Annotated in this window: 13 protein-coding genes; 9 read left to right on the plus strand and 4 right to left on the minus strand. The window is 58.0% G+C overall.

The features are described from left to right. Positions 1-91: 91 nt before the first annotated feature. The 3 genes from ACSOSP_RS26710 to ACSOSP_RS26720 all read right to left on the minus strand — a co-directional run bounded on the left by ACSOSP_RS26710 (position 92) and on the right by ACSOSP_RS26720 (position 4,800). Positions 92-2,416 (minus strand): beta strand repeat-containing protein, encoded by a 2,325-nt coding sequence (locus ACSOSP_RS26710; RefSeq protein WP_455311412.1) that lies wholly within the window; start codon positions 2,414-2,416, stop codon positions 92-94. A gap of 1,180 nt (positions 2,417-3,596) precedes the next feature. Then, on the minus strand, positions 3,597-4,034 hold the full coding sequence (locus ACSOSP_RS26715; protein ID WP_455311413.1) for a hypothetical protein: 438 nt from the start codon (positions 4,032-4,034) through the stop codon (positions 3,597-3,599). Between the two features lie 160 nt (positions 4,035-4,194). Then, complete coding sequence (locus ACSOSP_RS26720) at positions 4,195-4,800, minus strand: TetR/AcrR family transcriptional regulator (RefSeq protein WP_455311414.1); 606 nt, start codon at positions 4,798-4,800, stop codon at positions 4,195-4,197. A 130-nt stretch (positions 4,801-4,930) separates the two neighbouring features. On the opposite strand from ACSOSP_RS26720, the gene ACSOSP_RS26725 reads away from it, so the two are divergent. The 5 genes from ACSOSP_RS26725 to ACSOSP_RS26745 all read left to right on the plus strand — a co-directional run bounded on the left by ACSOSP_RS26725 (position 4,931) and on the right by ACSOSP_RS26745 (position 9,962). Next, the gene (locus ACSOSP_RS26725) at positions 4,931-5,854 is read left to right on the plus strand and encodes an NAD-dependent epimerase/dehydratase family protein (protein WP_455311416.1); all 924 of its coding nucleotides are present in this window, start codon (positions 4,931-4,933) and stop codon (positions 5,852-5,854) included. After that, entirely contained in the window at positions 5,851-6,201 is a 351-nt protein-coding gene (locus tag ACSOSP_RS26730) for a DoxX family protein (RefSeq protein WP_455311418.1), read from the plus strand. Before ACSOSP_RS26725 ends, ACSOSP_RS26730 begins: the two co-directional genes overlap by 4 nt. 175 nt (positions 6,202-6,376) lie before the next feature. Then, a complete protein-coding gene (locus ACSOSP_RS26735; protein ID WP_455311420.1) occupies positions 6,377-7,402 on the plus strand; it encodes a GlxA family transcriptional regulator in 1,026 nt (341 codons plus the stop codon). Positions 7,403-7,704: 302 nt separating this feature from the next. Next, entirely contained in the window at positions 7,705-9,084 is a 1,380-nt protein-coding gene (locus ACSOSP_RS26740; RefSeq protein WP_455311421.1) for an aldehyde dehydrogenase family protein, read from the plus strand. Between the two features lie 122 nt (positions 9,085-9,206). Next, positions 9,207-9,962: an SDR family oxidoreductase gene (locus ACSOSP_RS26745; protein ID WP_455311422.1), complete on the plus strand. Its 756-nt coding sequence runs from the start codon at positions 9,207-9,209 to the stop codon at positions 9,960-9,962. A gap of 399 nt (positions 9,963-10,361) precedes the next feature. On the opposite strand, the gene ACSOSP_RS26750 is transcribed toward ACSOSP_RS26745, so the two are convergent. Continuing rightward, the gene (locus ACSOSP_RS26750) at positions 10,362-11,285 is read right to left on the minus strand and encodes a sterol desaturase family protein (RefSeq protein ID WP_455311423.1); all 924 of its coding nucleotides are present in this window, start codon (positions 11,283-11,285) and stop codon (positions 10,362-10,364) included. Positions 11,286-11,658: 373 nt separating this feature from the next. Between ACSOSP_RS26750 and ACSOSP_RS26755 the strand changes: the two genes are divergently transcribed. The 4 genes from ACSOSP_RS26755 to ACSOSP_RS26770 all read left to right on the plus strand — a co-directional run bounded on the left by ACSOSP_RS26755 (position 11,659) and on the right by ACSOSP_RS26770 (position 15,483). Next, a complete protein-coding gene (locus ACSOSP_RS26755; RefSeq protein ID WP_455311424.1) occupies positions 11,659-12,084 on the plus strand; it encodes a lipocalin-like domain-containing protein in 426 nt (141 codons plus the stop codon). Positions 12,085-12,744: 660 nt separating this feature from the next. After that, complete coding sequence (locus tag ACSOSP_RS26760) at positions 12,745-13,782, plus strand: ABC transporter substrate-binding protein (RefSeq protein WP_455311426.1); 1,038 nt, start codon at positions 12,745-12,747, stop codon at positions 13,780-13,782. Positions 13,783-13,814: 32 nt separating this feature from the next. After that, a complete protein-coding gene (locus ACSOSP_RS26765) occupies positions 13,815-14,612 on the plus strand; it encodes an ABC transporter ATP-binding protein (RefSeq protein ID WP_455311427.1) in 798 nt (265 codons plus the stop codon). Between the two features lie 16 nt (positions 14,613-14,628). After that, positions 14,629-15,483: an ABC transporter permease gene (locus ACSOSP_RS26770; RefSeq protein WP_455311428.1), complete on the plus strand. Its 855-nt coding sequence runs from the start codon at positions 14,629-14,631 to the stop codon at positions 15,481-15,483. Positions 15,484-15,497 lie beyond the last annotated feature (14 nt).

The following is a 15,497-nucleotide window of genomic DNA, read 5'->3' on the forward strand; positions in this document are numbered from 1 at the left end:
CGACAGCCATTCCCCGCGTGGGCAGCAACATGGGCGGCGCTTGCGCGTCGTGCCCGGCGGCTTGCCGGGCACGACGCGCAACGCTGACCGCTCAGTGTGCAACTTGCCATCGCAGCACAGGAGACGTCGCGCCAGCCGGGATCACCCACGTTCCGGTGGGACTGAAATTCCAGCTCGAGCCGAAGCTGGCCGGAACGCTCATTTGCGCGGTCGTCAAACCATTGGCAGCGGGTATTTGCGTACCGTTGACTACGCCCGGAGCGCCACGCGCGGTGACCGTGTTCCAGAAGACGTTATTCGCGATGGTGCCGGTGTTCTCCGCGGCAATCCCGCCGTAGGACGCGAGCGGGAGACCTCCCGCCAACCGTGTGGCAGCGGAGTAGGACTCTTCAATCAATCCGGCGTTGGTCCCGACCAGACCACCCGCCTCGGTCGAGGTTTCGACTGCCCCGGTCGTGTAAGACTGGTTGATGACACCGGTCGACGAGTTCGAACCAACCAGGCCGCCCTGCAAACCATGGCTCCCGCCGCTTACGGAGCCCGTAGCGTACGACTGCAGGACCAGTCCGTTGTTGATGCCGACAAGGCCGCCAGATACGCCCTGGATGCCGACTGACGCGCTGCTCCAGGAGCGCTCGATGGTGCCATTATTCGTACCGGCCACTCCACCGGCACTGCCCGATCCGAAGCTCCCGGAGCTTGCCGTCCCGGTGCTGTACGAGTTCGTGATCAAACCAAGATTGTCGCCCGCAATGAGGCCGACACTTGCGAACATTCCGCTGCCAGTTGCATTGGTGACGCCCAGGTTCCGTACTACACCCGTTGTTCCAACTGTCGAGAACAAGCCAATGGCTCCGGTGAAGGAAGTCGAATTTGTCGACGCATAGCTAAGACCGCTGACAGTGTGGCCCATGCCATCGAACTGGCCGGTGAATGGTGTAGCCGGTGTGCCTCCAATAGGGTTGAAAGCGACTGACGGGTCAGCCTGGATATTGTTGCCAAGCGCGTAGATGCCTGCGAGATTCTTCGAAACGTTGTTCAGATCGGCGAGCGTATTCACGAGTTGATAGGCCGTAACCTGCGTCAGAAGTCCGCTAAACGGCGCAGCGCTCCATGCGCTATTGCTTCGAATCGTGCCGGCTTGCCAGCTACCGTTCATGTCGTAGAGCGCAGAGACAATGCCGGTGCTCTTCGACCAGTCGATCGTGCCGGCGTTGATCACGCTGCCGCCGTTGTCAATTCCGGCAGCATCGGCGCGCAACGTGAGATTGCCGCTTCCGGTATTGCCGACGCTGACATGCTGCCCGACGTTCACCGTGTGATACGCATTCAGCGCAAGCGATGCAGCACCCTTCCAGTTCACGCTGGACGATACGGTCAGGTTGCCGTTGGCGCCACCGGCGCCCGTTGTGGTCACGGCAACTGAGGTTCCAAGCGACAGGTTTTGCGCAAGTGCGCTGGCGGTCGCCGCGTCGATCGTGAAGATGGGGGCGCTCAGGTTCCACTGCGCTGCATTGACCGTCGCGCCCTGGACATTCAACGTCTTGCCGCTCATGTCGACCGTGCCACCGCTGCCGCCTGCGTTCGCTGCCTGGATGGTACCTTGCGCGTTGACGGCGCCGGTGTTCGCGACCAGCCAGACATGGCCGTCGCGCGTGGCTGTGCCAGTCGCGCGCAGCACGCTGTGACTTCCGGCAAGCGCGTACACGTTGCCGTCCGCAGCCTGCAGGTTGATCTGCGCCGCCCGAGCCGTGCCGGAGTTGAGCACCTGCCCGGCGCTGCCCGCTTGCACGAACACCTGCGGGCCCGAAGACGAGTCCTGCAGCAGAACCTGGCTACCGGCGGCAAACTCTGCAGTTCCGTTGGGCGCCGTCACAGTGCCCTGGTTCGACACGGTCGTGCGCGAGATCAGGAATACATCGCCGCCGGTCGAACTGATCGCGCCGAGATTGACGATGGTGCCCTTACCATTGCCGCTCAGTGTCAGCGGTCCGCCGTTCATGAACGCGGTGTTGGATACGCCGAGCGTCGAGGCGACAAAGCGGCCCCCTGTTGTGACGACGCCGGTCGTCCCTATCAGCACGCCCTGCGGATTGATCAGATATACGCTGCCGGTCCCGCTCAGCAGTCCGCTGATCGACGAAAGACTGTTACCGGTGACAACGTTCAGCGTCGCGCCCGAGCCATTGTTGATCGCGACGTGTTGACCCGCGCCAATCGAAAAGGTATTCCAGTCGATCACGCCGCGCGCGCTTGTCTGCGAGATGCTGAGCCCGGAACTGACAGTCGAGATCTTGCCGTTGCCTGCAACGAACTGGCCGCCTTGCGGAAGCACGCCGGCCGCTTGCGTTAAAGGCACCCAGAAAGAGGCCGCGATGGGAATAAGCAGAGTAACAACGGGACACCGACGTGACATGTCTTCCTCCAGGGAACAGCGACTGCTTTGGTTATTGGACTGCCCGGCATACAAAGGAATGGCTCGATACACCGATCGGGATATCAGGTATTTAATGCCGGGAAGATATCAAGCATGGAATGTGGTGAATCAATATCGATCTGGCGTAGATGCAGTATAAAAAGATTTTCGCGAAATTAAGATAAATATGTCTGGAGAATAATCAAAATTAAGTGGTCTACCGCACGGTGTTGCCAATACCCGCCCCATGCCGCTTTGAGTGGAACTTGACGGCCGGCGCGATAGCGTTTTAACCCTTTGTCTTTGTTAATCTGAATGAACGAGGGGAAAGACCCAAGATAAGCGGGACGGCGGCGGGGTGTTTTTGGGTTTCGGCAACTGAGGCGCAGCGGCGAAAATGGCATCCAGGCCTTTGCCGCATGGGCCAGGGTCGCCAGAGGCCGGGATTTACCGGCATGCTGGGTCAAGCGTGCTTGTGCTCTGCGAAGGCAAAATAGTGAGCCGGTGTGGCGGCAAACCCTGAGTATTCGCTGCCGAGAAAAAGCGCATCCACGGACTCGAAGCTAAAGTGTCAAACGTGCTGGCGTTTGCGTCGGTTTATTCGTCGTTCTGCTGTAAGTATTGAATTATCCCGACTCGGTAATTGACGTTTTTGACCGTGTTGCTCTCCGGCGCTGCGTTTTCTTGGTGAATGTCCTTCCAGCTTGCTATTACAGCGCTGAACGCCTCAGTCTGGGTGATCAAATCCTGAAATACCACGAGTAGTCGATCCCCAATTATCAGGTGAGGGTTCGCAACCGTTAAATCTTCCATTTTTACATTCAATGGATGACAACAGTTCTTACCCCCGATCGCCATGCGGCAGCTTCTTCAAGCATTGAAGGGTTGCGCGTGTCAAGAAAATAGCGTCGATTTTTACAAGCATAGGTATTTTTAAACTGTCGCCAAGGTTTGTCGTCAGCTTGAGTCAGCGGATAGAGGCGCCCGTAAAGATGCTCAATTTGTCTTTTAATATGGTCTGGTTTTGCGCCACGGACCCGGTCGATCGAGTTGACGACGTAGGTGGCGACGTCGGGTGCTAGTGCAATGACACCAGCCCACGTTTTGCTGGCGGGAAATAGTTGTCCAGCATCAGCGCTTGCTGTGATACGCCATGCAGCTGGACAACCGTTACTTCAAATCAAATGGGATGATTCAGATCGGTCGCGAGTTGGGATGCGATGTTGTTTGCCCCTTCGGTCAAATCCTGTTTGATATCGGTATCTAGCACATTCAACTTCCCGTAGTTGAACGTTTTCCGATATATAGCATTGCCAGCATCGAGCGGGTCGGAATCGTTCGGTTTTTTCCTGAACTGCAACAAGTTGTCGGCCTTTGGATACATCACGACATTAGCGGAGACATAAAGATTTCCCGACTGCAACTGATAGCCGACATCGACGAACAAGACTGCGCTTGCTGAAGCATTGTCAAAGACTGTTCTTTTCTGCGTGCTCGAGTTGACAGTTTCGACATCGAGCGGCGCGGCAAACTTGATGGTCTGAAGCGCGCCGACTGCATTGTCGGACGCCTGCTTCATGACAGCGCGGAAGTCAAAATCGTGGAGTTGCTCAAGCATTGGAGTGGTGGCAATTTCTTTAGCACTCCCAAGGTGCCGCGAGGCCGATATAGAGCGATCTAACAAGCCACGTTCGGAATCGGACGCGCGGTGTCTTGCTTCCCGCGCTACACGCTGTTGCGCTCCGCATTTAGTCGCTCGACATCCTATGCGGTGCTCTTTAGCGAAGTGCCGCCGCCACCGCCTCGTCAATCTGCAGTGCGAAGCGCGCTTGCACATCGGGCACCGTGAAGCCAATCGACAGCTCCAGATACGCGTCGCCCAGCACCAAATTAACGAATGTCGCTGCCCGCAATGCAGCCGTCGATTCGTCAAATCGCTTTCGCAGAATTTTTGCGGCGAAGGCGCGTACGCCCTTCGCACCATTTTCGTAAAACACCTGGCCGAGTTCCGGAAGACGCTCGGCCTCAGCAACGATGGCCCGGTAAAGCCGCAGAAAATCCGGTGCGATAAGACTTTGTGCCAACACCCATCCCAACTCGCGCAACTCGACTTCGGGTGATCCATCGGATTGCTCGTCTAGAGCGCCGGCAAGAAATCCGCCCACCTGAGCGCACATCGAGCTCACCAGACCAACGAAGAGCGCTTCCTTCGACTTGAAATGACGGTAGACCGTCTGTTTGCCGACGCCAGCGGCCGCGGCGACATCGTCCATCGTTGCCAGGCCGAAACCCTGGCTTAAAAAAACGGTTTTCGCGCCGTCGAGGATGGCGGACCGCTTGCGGTGTTGCAGCGGGCTCAGGTCAGAGAGAGAGGATGTGTTCATGCCAGATAAATAACAGATCATCGAGTAGTTGACAAGACTGGTCAGTCTCGTTTAAATTTGCCGAAACGAGACCGATGAGTCTCGTTCGTGTGGCTTATCAACTTCGCAGGCAATCATCGAGGAGAACGCTATGGAACTATTCATTACAGGCGGTACGGGCTACATCGGGCAAGCGGTCGCGCGCAAGGCGATCAGCCTCGGCCATCAGGTGACGGCGCTGGTGCGCGACGACAAGTCGGCGGCCGCGAGCGCGCTTGCACGTCTCGGTGTGAAACTGCATGGCGGCGACTTGCGTGAGCCGCAGTCTTTCGCTGCGACTGCCGGTGCCGCTGATGGCGTGGTGCACATGGCGTCGACTAACGACGCTTCCGCCGCTGCTGCTGACAAGGCCGCGGTTGAGGCGATGCTTTCGCATTTGCATCCGGGCGCGGCGTTTGTCTATACGTCGGGCACGTGGGTCTATGGCAATACGGAGGGCGAGCCCGCGAGTGAAACGTCGGCGCTGAACCCGACACCACTCGTTGCCTGGCGTCCCGCAGTGGAGCAAGACGTGCTGGCGCTGGCAGCACGCCGCTCGATTGCCGCGGTGATCCTCAGGCCGGCAATGGTGCACGGCTACGGCGGCGGCATCTTCCGCATGCTTGCCGGCATGGTCCGTCAGACCAACACGGTGAGAGTCGTCGGCGATGGTCGCAACCGCTGGCCTGCCGTGCATGTCGATGATCTCGCCACGGCCTATCTAAGCGCGGTGGAGCGGGCGGCAAGCGGGGACGGTCGAGTCACGGGACAGATCTTCAACGTGGTCGCGGAAGATGCCGTTGCCGTTGCCGAAATGGGTGAAGCGATCCGGGCCTCGGTCGGCGCCGAGCGCGTCGAATTTTGGCCGCTCGACGATGCTCGCAAATCGCTTGGCCCATTTGCTGACGCTCTGGCGCTTGACCAGACGGTAAGCGGCCAGCACGCCCGGCGAGTTCTTGCGTGGGAACCCCGTGGCCCCGGCCTGATTGCGGACCTCTCTGTACAGAAGCACTTTCAGCAAAATAACGGAGCATGACGATGGCGTTAAACACTGCATCTTTCGAATCGATTCTCGCGACGATCGTAGCGGTTCTGTTCGCGGTTGCCGGGGTGGTCAATCTCGCAGGACTCGGCGGGGTGAAGCGCGACTTCGCGCGCTGGGGTTACCCGGCATGGTTTCATTTGCTCTGTGGCGCTCTTGAGTTGTTGGCTGCGGCACTTCTTTTTGGACAACAAACCAGAGCCTTGGGCCTAACGCTGGCCGGTGCGATCCTGGTCGCCGCGCTCTTCACTTTGCTACGAAACCGGGAGTCGTTGCAGCATCTCGCCCCTGCGCTGATCTTCTCGGCGCTCATCGTAGCGACTGTGGCGCTCCGCAGTTGAGGCTTGCTCGCGACCAGGCGAGTGAGCCCGGGACGCTAACAGGCCGGGCGGCCAATTTCTGTCATTCGACGTGACGAGGCGGATCGTTGACAAGTATTCGCCTCCCAATAGTCCAACCCTCTACGCTGATTGCCCAGCCGCTACAATATGCACATCAGCTCACGAGAGGTTGAAAATGCCGAATCGGGGAAATCTGATCCGTCGGTCGCAGCACACCAGATCCATCCTGCTGGTGGGCGTTCCTCCCGTCCTGGAGCTCGATCTCTTCGGTCCCGCGAGCGTATTCGACCTCGTCAATAAGCTCGTCGCAGGCTCCCCGCTTGCCCCTGCAAATGAACCTCCATACCGGCTTACGATAATTTCATCGACGGAGAGCTGTCAGCTTGAGGGCGAGGCAGGCAGCAGGCTCGCTGCGCATTGCTCCTACAAAGACTACGAGGAGCAAGTCGATACCCTGCTCGTGACAGCTGGCCCGCGTTCGATTGATGATGTGGGAGCGCCCGAGTTCCGCGAGTGGCTTTGCCGCATGAGCAAGAGAGCACGGCGCACCGCCTCCGTTTGCATCGGAGCATTCATACTGGCCGATGCGGGCCTGCTTGAAGGAAAACGTGCGGCCACCCATTGGCATTGGGTGAACGAACTACAGACGCGTCATCCCAATGTTCTGGTCGATCCGGAAAGCATATGGGTCAAAGATCAGGGCGTCTATACCTCCGCGGGCGGCACGGCGGGTATCGATCTGGCGTTAGCGATGGTGACGGAAGATTATGGAAACGCAGTTGCCTTGAATGTGGCCCGCAATCTGGTTGTTTTTCTCAAACGGCCAGGGGGACAGCGTCAGTACAGCGTATCGCTTGCAGCGCAAGCGCCGAAATCGCCAACGTTCGAAGACCTGGGTGTCTGGATTGTCGAGAACCTCGATAAGCCTTTGAGTGTTGAGTCCCTGGCTCAACGCATGGCAATGAGTCCCCGAAATTTCGCTCGTGTATTTCGAGCGGAGTTCGGCTGTACGCCGGCCAGTTACGTCCGTCAAAGCCGGGTAGAGGCAGCGCGCGGGCTGCTCCAGGAGTCAGGACACGGGCTGGAGAAAATTGCCGCGCACTGCGGATTTGGGAGCGATGAAGCAATGCGGAAGGCTTTCATCGTCGTGCTCGGCGTTTCTCCGGGACACTACCGGACTACTTTTCAAACGCATCATTAGAATCAGGATCTCGCTGAACGGGGTTCCAGCATCGCTCAAACGCTGTCCGCCCTCAGATCTCCATACACCCCTCAGCGATTCACCCGGCTCAACGTCACTTCAGTGCGCCTCGCGGCGTAGCGTCGCTCAACGCGGCGAAACTTCTCCATCCGATTGGCAGAGTTGTTGCCCTTTTTGACATCGCGCTTTCCAGCGCCTGCCGATAGTCTGATCACCAGTTTTCGACGAATGCAATGCCTCGGTGGACGGTTGCCGAACGTGCAGCAAGTCGAGACGCTTCCATCCATCCGAGAGTACACACCATGAATCCGTTTCAGGAGTTATTCGATCGTCAACAAAGTCACTTCGCAACTGGCGTAACGCGCAGTCGCGAGTGGCGAATAGAGCAGCTCGACCGTATGGGTCGGCTTATTTTGGAGAACGAGGCGGCGCTTCAGCAGGCGATCGGACGGGACTTCAAGACAGCCAGTCAGGAGCAGATCTTCGAGACCCAGGCGTGCTACGGCGAGACGCTGTTCCAGAAGAGCCAGCTCGAAGAATGGATGAAGCCGACCGAAGCCCCCGTGCCAAAAGCACTCGCCGCCACCGGCCACCGCGGCATTGTCTATCGTGATCCCTACGGCGTTGCACTGGTCATGGGGCCTTTCAATGGCCCGCTCCTGCTGCTGCTCCGACCTGCGATTACGGCGCTGGCCGCAGGCAATTGCTGTGTGCTCAAGCTCAGCATGGCGCTCGAGACTACGTCGTCGCTGCTGATGGAGCTCGTGCCGAAGTACTTTGAACCCGAGGCTGTGGCGGCAGTCGCGGGCCATCGTGAAGAGACCACAGAGCTGTTGAAGCTTCCGTTCGACTTTATCTTCTTCACCGGCAGCACCAGCACGGGCAAGGTTGTAGCGCGGGCTGCTGCGGAGAACCTGACGCCCGTCCTTCTGGAACTTGGCGGACAGAATCCGGCCGTGGTGGACGAGACCGCCAACATCAAGGATGCCGCGAGGAAGATCGCGTGGGGGGCGACGGCATGGGGTGGTCAGTGGTGCACGTCGCCGGGTTACGCTTATGTGCACGAATCCGTTGCAGAGGAGTTCGTCAAGGAGGCAAAGGCCGCGCTCATCGAATTTTATGGCGAAGATCCAAAAGCCAATTCGGACTATTCCCGCGTGATCAATGCACGCGAAGTCAACCGTCTCGCCGGCCTGATCGACCCGAAGAAGATCGTGATCGGTGGGCAATCCGACCCGGCAGCCCGCTATCTCGCCCCGACGATCGTGTATCCCGTGACCTGGGACGACCCGATCATGGAAGAGGAGGTCTTTGGGCCAATCCTGCCCATCCTTACCTATCGCACGTTGGACGAAGCCTTCGGAAAAATTGCGGCGACTCCGCACCCGCTCGCGGCCTTTATCTTCAGCCGGGACCAGAAGACGATCGATCGCTTCGTCGGCGAACTGTCCTTTGGCGGTGGCGCAGTCAATCAGGTCAACGTACACCTGTTCGTTGAAACGATGCCGTTCGGCGGTGTCGGGGCTTCCGGCATGGGTCACTACTACGGGAAAGACGGCTACAACTCGCTGACCCACGCCAAGTCGATGCTGGCCTCGCCGCCGGACGTCGAAATCGAGCATCTGTTCCCGCCATACACCCCGGAAAAGAACACCGCGCTCAAGCTCTGGTTCGAGTATTGAGGTCGCACTAAATTGGACCAGGACTGCATGCCCGTGGAGATAAAAATGAGCGTGCGTTATTAATAGTATTCCTCTTCAATATGATGAATGGGCGACGGAATATTTATAGCAAGGAAAAAATCATGAAACTCTCTGGAAACACCATCTTCATCACGGGCGGCGGCTCCGGCATCGGCCGCGGACTCGCAGAGGCGCTCCACAAGCGCGGCAACAAGGTCATCATCAGTGGCCGCCGGCGCAGTCACCTGGACGAGGTCCTGGCGGTGAACCCTGGCATGGCCGCGGTCGAGCTCGACATTACCGATCCCGCCAGCATCGAGCGGGTAGCAGCGAAGTTGATCGCGGACTTTCCGGATCTCAACGTGCTGTTCAACAATGCGGGGGTGATGTTGCCGGACCAAGCCGGTGACAAGGTCGAGGAGACGGTGATGGTGTCGCACATTACGACCAATCTCATGGGCCCGATCCGCATGACGTCGGCACTCATCGATCACCTCAAGACCAAGAAGGACGCCGCTATCGTCTATACCAGCTCGGTGCTGGCTTTCGTGCCGTTGGCTCCGACTGCAGTGTATTCAGCAACCAAGGCGGCGGTTCACTCGTACGTGCTCTCTCAACGGTTCATGCTGCGAGACACGACGGTTCGCGTGCTTGAGATCGCACCGCCTTGGGTACGTACGGACCTCATGAACAGCCGCGAAGCCGAACAGGCGATGCCACTTGACGCGTTCGTCGACGAAACGATGACGGTGCTCGGAACCAACGCCGATGAGATTCTGGTTGAAGGCGCCAAGCTGTTTCGCGGCAACCCAGGCCCCAGCGAACACGATCTGGTCAACGGCTTCAATACACAGATGCTGGCGATACTGGCCGGGTAATTCGTTGTCTGCAGATGTTCGGAGAAAAGTTCCAGGCAAATGTCACTCGCTCCACTATCGGAGCGAGCATCACTGAAGTTCGCAAGCCTGCATCGGACATTCGGTGTGCCGTCATATTCTCGCTGCGTGGCGCAGGACGGCATAGCGTGTGTCTACCTAAACGGCGTCAAACACGGGACCAAATTAATGGCAACAGGGACTGACGGGTTTCATTGCTCGACGACGTTAAACATCGCCAAACATACATGGGAACCGCGCGACCTTTGAAGCTCCCGAGCGTCCGCTTTCGACAGTCGGGAACAGCCGAGTCCTCGCAGAGGAGCGTTTGCAGTCCGGATTATCTTGTTAGAGAACGCGCAATATCGCATTGGTGAACTCGAGCCGTGACGGGAAATTCGGTCACCGTCCCTGCGTACTGACTGGAACCGTGCGACGTGCGGCCAGATCCCGTTGACGCAGCGCTTCGGTTGTCTGGCTGGATCCGTCCACGTGCCAGCCCGGCGGCAGCATCACGTAGCGGATCGCAGTCCACACGCTGCCCGCCGACATGACATCACGGGCAAGGCTGACCCAATGTTCGAATTCGACAACTAGCGGGTTGCGGGAGCGCGTTGGTGTCGTCAGACCGTAGCGGCACGGCTCATCGGCGCGTTCTTCGACATACGTACCGAACAAGCGGTCGAATATGACGAGCACGCCGCCAAAGTTCGCATCGAGATAGTCGGCATTCGATGCGTGGTGCACGCGATGCGCGGATGGCGTATTGAACACATATTCGAGCCAGCCGAGTTTCGGGGTCCACGTGTTATGGAGCCAAAATTGATAAAGCAGATTGAAACTTAGCGTCGCCAGCACGATTTCCGGACGCACGCCTAGCCACACGAGCGGTGCGAAAAACATCGCTGAGCCAGTCAGCTTGCCGGTCAGGCCAAGCCGGTAAGCAGACGAAAGCGTCAGTTGATTCGGCGAATGATGAACCGCATGCGTTGCCCAGAAAAAGCGAATGCGGTGCGACGCGCGGTGGTACCAGTAGTAGCAGAACTCCTGGCCGATAAAGAGCAGGAACACCATCAGCGCACTGTTGAGCGTGACGGTGAAGATCCGGTGATCCCAGGCAAGCGCGAAAATCGGGGTTGCGAGCGAAAGCGGCAGCAGGGCGAGCAGCTTGCGACCGGCCACATCGGCCAGCGAAATCCACACTTCATACCAATCGAAAGGCATGGCGCTATTGCGCTGCTTGCGAGTGAGCACGCATGCCTCGATCAGTGAGACGGTAATGACGAACAACGTAGCGCAAAGAGCGATCTTTCCAGTGGTAACCATGATGGGCAGATAACCGGTTCAGATTGGACGCGTCGTTTGCTGGAAAGGCTGCTATCGCGTCGGGTGAAGCTAATGTAGTGTTAGGCCCGGTTAAAAACCATGCGCAAACTATGTCACCAGATGTCGCGGACTTCCGCCCGTGACTGGCAAGCCGCGATGCAGGGTCGGCGCTGCGGCGGCGCCCCGGCGATGGACCGTGACAGACAAACGTTTTGTGCCGTATCCAATTGCTTGCTCTACTGCCCGGCAAGGTCCGGCCATTAGCGGTCCGTGGCGCATCCCGTGGATTTGTCGGTGTTTTTGCAATTTGCATGGCAACATACCCTACCTTCGACAGGTTGCTACATTCAAGCAAACTACTACAGGAGCGAATATGTCTGAGCGCGACACTAAGCTTCACGGTTGCTGGCGGTTGGTTTCTTTTGATACTGAACTTCAGGATTCAAAGGAGCGCAGTAAGCCGTGGGGCGCCGACCCCAATGGGCACCTTATTTTCGGCTCTGATGGGCGAATGATGGTACTAGTTACCGCGCAGGCGCGGGAGCCAGGGAATACAGATGAGAAACTCGTGGCACTTTTCCGTACTGTGATGGCCTATACCGGACGGTATCGGATAGATGGGGATAGGTTCATCACAAAGGTTGACGCATCGTGGAATGAAGCCTGGAACGGCAGTGAGCAGGAACGATTCTATAAGCTCGATGGAGACACGCTCGATGTCTTTACGGCCTGGATGCCGAATCCGCTAGTATCAGGAAATCCAATTGGAAGGGCTATTCTCGGTTTTAGACGCGAGTAATTTTCCCTACGCTGAGTTCGCAACTAGTCGCTGATTTGCAGGTCATCAACTCGACGGTGGGTCTGGCAACCAGACAATCGATTTCTCAAAGTAACGCCGTGCTGCAGTCTTTGTCTACTGCTCGATGTAGGACACGTCCGCGACAATCGGCGCCATGTAGCTGGCAGACCTGTCTAGGGAGATCGATGCCGAGAATATCGATTTCCATGATGAAGCTCTGCTCTTCAGGTTGACATCCGTCAGTGTCCCCCGAGGGGAGGTGTCGGGTCCGTCTCATTAGAACCCGTTAGTCTGCGCAACCATGTTGAGCTTGCGGCCCAACGCTCCAAGCGCATTTTCGGCAACACCATGAAGACGAGCGCTGCTGCCGCGGAAAGCGCAGGCATGCTTCAGCGCGTGCGCACTGCACCGAATGACTGATTAAATGACCAATCCCCGCACGCAGGTGTCCGTGAAAGTCTGGAAAGACGAGCACATCGGAGATACCTGGCTTTAGTTTTTCTTTATTCAACGATGCCTATGACAAACCCTTGTTCAAACGAAAACTCACGGGCGTGAAAGGTTGGCGAAGGATTGCAAACCGTAAAATTTCTTCGGCGACTATCAAGGCGTTTAAATCAAACGACGCCACCCGGTCTATTGGGATTAACGGAGACAAAAATGACCCTCGCTGCACGAAAATCTAATCGGTTGGGCAAGTGCACCGTCTCATCGGTTCTGGCGCTTGGCGTGTTCTGCGCAATCACGCAGGCTGCGCGCGCGGCGGAGCCCGAGAAAATCACCATCATGGTGGGCGGCATCACCAAGCTGATTTACCTGCCGGCGCGTCTCACCGAACAACTCGGGTACTTCAAGGCTGAAGGCCTGGATGTCGAGCTTTTATCGCAGCCCGCCGGCGTGGACGCGGAAAACGAACTGCTCGCCGGCGCCGTGCAAGCCGTGGTTGGCTTTTATGATCACTCAATCGATTTACAGGCCAAAGGCAAGGAAGTCAAAGCCATCGTCGTATTCGGCCAGGTGCCGGGTGAAGTTGAAATGGTTGCGACCAAACAAGCCGACACGATCAAGAGCATGGCCGACGTGAAGGGCAAGACCCTTGGCGTGACCGGGTTGGGTTCATCGACGAACTTCCTCACGCAGTACCTCGCGCATCTGAAAGGCATACCGAACTCCGACTATACGGTGCTGCCTGTTGGCGCAGACAACAGCTTTATCGCGGCTATCAAGCAGAACCGGATTGACGCGGGCATGACGACTGAACCGACCGTGTCGCAGCTGCTGAAATCCGGCGATGCGAAGGTGCTGGTCGACATGCGCAGCCTCGATGGCACACGCGCCGCTCTGGGTGGAACCTATCCCGCTTCGAGTCTCTATGTCCAGAGCGCGTGGCTCAACACGCATCAGGACGAGGCGCAAAAGCTTGCCCGTGCTTTTGTCCACACGCTGCAGTACTTGCATACGCATACGGCCGACGAAATTGCGGCGCAGATGCCCAAGGACTACTACGGCAGTGACAAGGCGCTCTACGTGAGCGCATTGAAAGCCTCCCTGCCCATGTACACCGTGGACGGCAAGATGCCTGCCGATGGCCCCGACACCGTGCTGAAGGTGCTCGCCGGGTTCAACCCGTCGGTGAAGGACAAACATATCGACTTGTCGCGCACGTTCACCAACCAGTTAGTGAGCCAGGTGAAATAAGTGAGAGCGCGTACATCAACAGAAGGCAGCCGATGAATCAAGTCACCGCTCAAAATGGGCCTGCGATCGAGTTTCGCAACGTGTCGTGCCGTTTCATATCGCCCGATGGACACGCAACCGTCGCGTTACGCGAGTTCAATATGTCGGTTGCAAGGGGGGAATTCGTGGCTATCGTGGGGCCGACCGGTTGCGGCAAGTCCACCACGCTCAGCATGATTACCGGGCTGCTCAAGCCAACCACGGGCGAGGTTCGCGTGATGGGGCAGCCGGTGGACGGCATCGACCCGCGCATTGGTTTCGTGTTTCAGGCAGATGCCGTATTTCCCTGGCGCTCGGTGCTCGATAACGTTGCGGCCGGTCCCATCTACCGCGGCCGCTCGAAGGCGGCGGCGCACGAACTTGCCCACGACTGGATTCGCCGCGTCGGCCTCGACAAGTTCGCGAAGCATTACCCACATCAGTTGTCCGGCGGCATGCGAAAGCGCGTGGCGCTCGCCCAGACGTTCATTAACAACCCGGAAATTCTGCTGATGGACGAGCCGTTTTCCGCGCTGGACATGCAGACGCGCACGCTGATGCAGGACGAGCTCCTGCAGTTGTGGTCGGGCAACGCGGGTTCCGTCGTGTTCGTCACCCACGATCTCGAAGAGGCGATCGCGCTTGCGGATCGGGTCTTCGTGCTCACCGCGCGGCCGGCGACGCTCAAGCGGGTGTACGAGATCGACCTGCCTCGCCCGCGGGTGACATCCGAAGTCCGCTACGAACCGCGTTTTATAGAAATCTCGCGGGATATCTGGCACGACCTGCGCGAGGAAGTGCAAATTGGCTAATCATGGAACCATGAAAATGAAGGACACGGCCCTGCCGAAAAAACTCGACGCGGTCTCGCTAGCCCGGGATGAACAGATAGCGCAGCGGCGCATTCGCGTGCGCAAATGGACCATCATCACGCTGCGCATCGCCGTGCTGGTCATCGCGCTCGGCGGTTGGGAACTGTCGGCACGGATGAAATGGATTGACTCATTTTTCTTTTCGATGCCGTCACTGATCTATCTTCAGCTGGTGGAATGGTTCACCAATGGCACTTCGCAAGGGCCGCTCTGGATGCAGGTTCTCGTTACGCTTGAAGAAACCGTTCTCGGCTTTCTAATCGGCGCGGCAGGCGGTATCGTGTGCGGGATCGCGCTGGGACGCAACAAATTACTGTCCGACGTTTTCAGCCTCTATATCCAGATCGCCAATTCGATTCCCCGTGTCGTGCTCGGTTCGGTGTTCGTGATTGCGCTGGGTCTCGGGATGGCTTCCAAGGTCGCGCTGGCCGTCGTCATGGTGTTTTTCGTGGTGTTCGGCAATGCATTCCAGGGGGTTCGCGAAGCCGACCGGTATATGATCGCGAACGCGCAAATCCTGGGGGCGTCGAAGCATCAGGTGACAATGACAGTCGTGATTCCATCGGCCTTGAGCTGGATACTCGCCAGTTTGCATGTGAGCTTCGGGTTCGCGCTGGTGGGCGCGGTGGTCGGGGAATTTCTCGGCTCAAAGCAGGGAATCGGACTGCTGATCTCGACCGCGCAGGGCGCGTTCAACGCGAGCGGTGTGTTTGCCGCCATGATCGTTCTTGCGGTCGTTGCACTCGCCGCCGATTACCTGTTGACCAGTCTTGAGCGGCGTCTGCTTAAATGGAAACCGGCAGCGTTTTAAGCGACTATTTGATG

It is taken from the genome of Caballeronia sp. KNU42, from assembly GCF_053760385.1.

What these genes read in the sequence shown, in the direction of transcription:
- ACSOSP_RS26710 (WP_455311412.1), bottom strand. Translation starts at nt 2,416, where the DNA reads ATGTCACGTCGGTGTCCCGTTGTTACTCTGCTTATTCCCATCGCGGCC.
- ACSOSP_RS26715 (WP_455311413.1), bottom strand. Translation starts at nt 4,034, where the DNA reads ATGCTTGAGCAACTCCACGATTTTGACTTCCGCGCTGTCATGAAGCAG.
- ACSOSP_RS26720 (WP_455311414.1), bottom strand. Translation starts at nt 4,800, where the DNA reads ATGAACACATCCTCTCTCTCTGACCTGAGCCCGCTGCAACACCGCAAG.
- ACSOSP_RS26725 (WP_455311416.1), top strand. Translation starts at nt 4,931, where the DNA reads ATGGAACTATTCATTACAGGCGGTACGGGCTACATCGGGCAAGCGGTC.
- ACSOSP_RS26730 (WP_455311418.1), top strand. Translation starts at nt 5,851, where the DNA reads ATGACGATGGCGTTAAACACTGCATCTTTCGAATCGATTCTCGCGACG.
- ACSOSP_RS26735 (WP_455311420.1), top strand. Translation starts at nt 6,377, where the DNA reads ATGCCGAATCGGGGAAATCTGATCCGTCGGTCGCAGCACACCAGATCC.
- ACSOSP_RS26740 (WP_455311421.1), top strand. Translation starts at nt 7,705, where the DNA reads ATGAATCCGTTTCAGGAGTTATTCGATCGTCAACAAAGTCACTTCGCA.
- ACSOSP_RS26745 (WP_455311422.1), top strand. Translation starts at nt 9,207, where the DNA reads ATGAAACTCTCTGGAAACACCATCTTCATCACGGGCGGCGGCTCCGGC.
- ACSOSP_RS26750 (WP_455311423.1), bottom strand. Translation starts at nt 11,285, where the DNA reads ATGGTTACCACTGGAAAGATCGCTCTTTGCGCTACGTTGTTCGTCATT.
- ACSOSP_RS26755 (WP_455311424.1), top strand. Translation starts at nt 11,659, where the DNA reads ATGTCTGAGCGCGACACTAAGCTTCACGGTTGCTGGCGGTTGGTTTCT.
- ACSOSP_RS26760 (WP_455311426.1), top strand. Translation starts at nt 12,745, where the DNA reads ATGACCCTCGCTGCACGAAAATCTAATCGGTTGGGCAAGTGCACCGTC.
- ACSOSP_RS26765 (WP_455311427.1), top strand. Translation starts at nt 13,815, where the DNA reads ATGAATCAAGTCACCGCTCAAAATGGGCCTGCGATCGAGTTTCGCAAC.
- ACSOSP_RS26770 (WP_455311428.1), top strand. Translation starts at nt 14,629, where the DNA reads ATGAAGGACACGGCCCTGCCGAAAAAACTCGACGCGGTCTCGCTAGCC.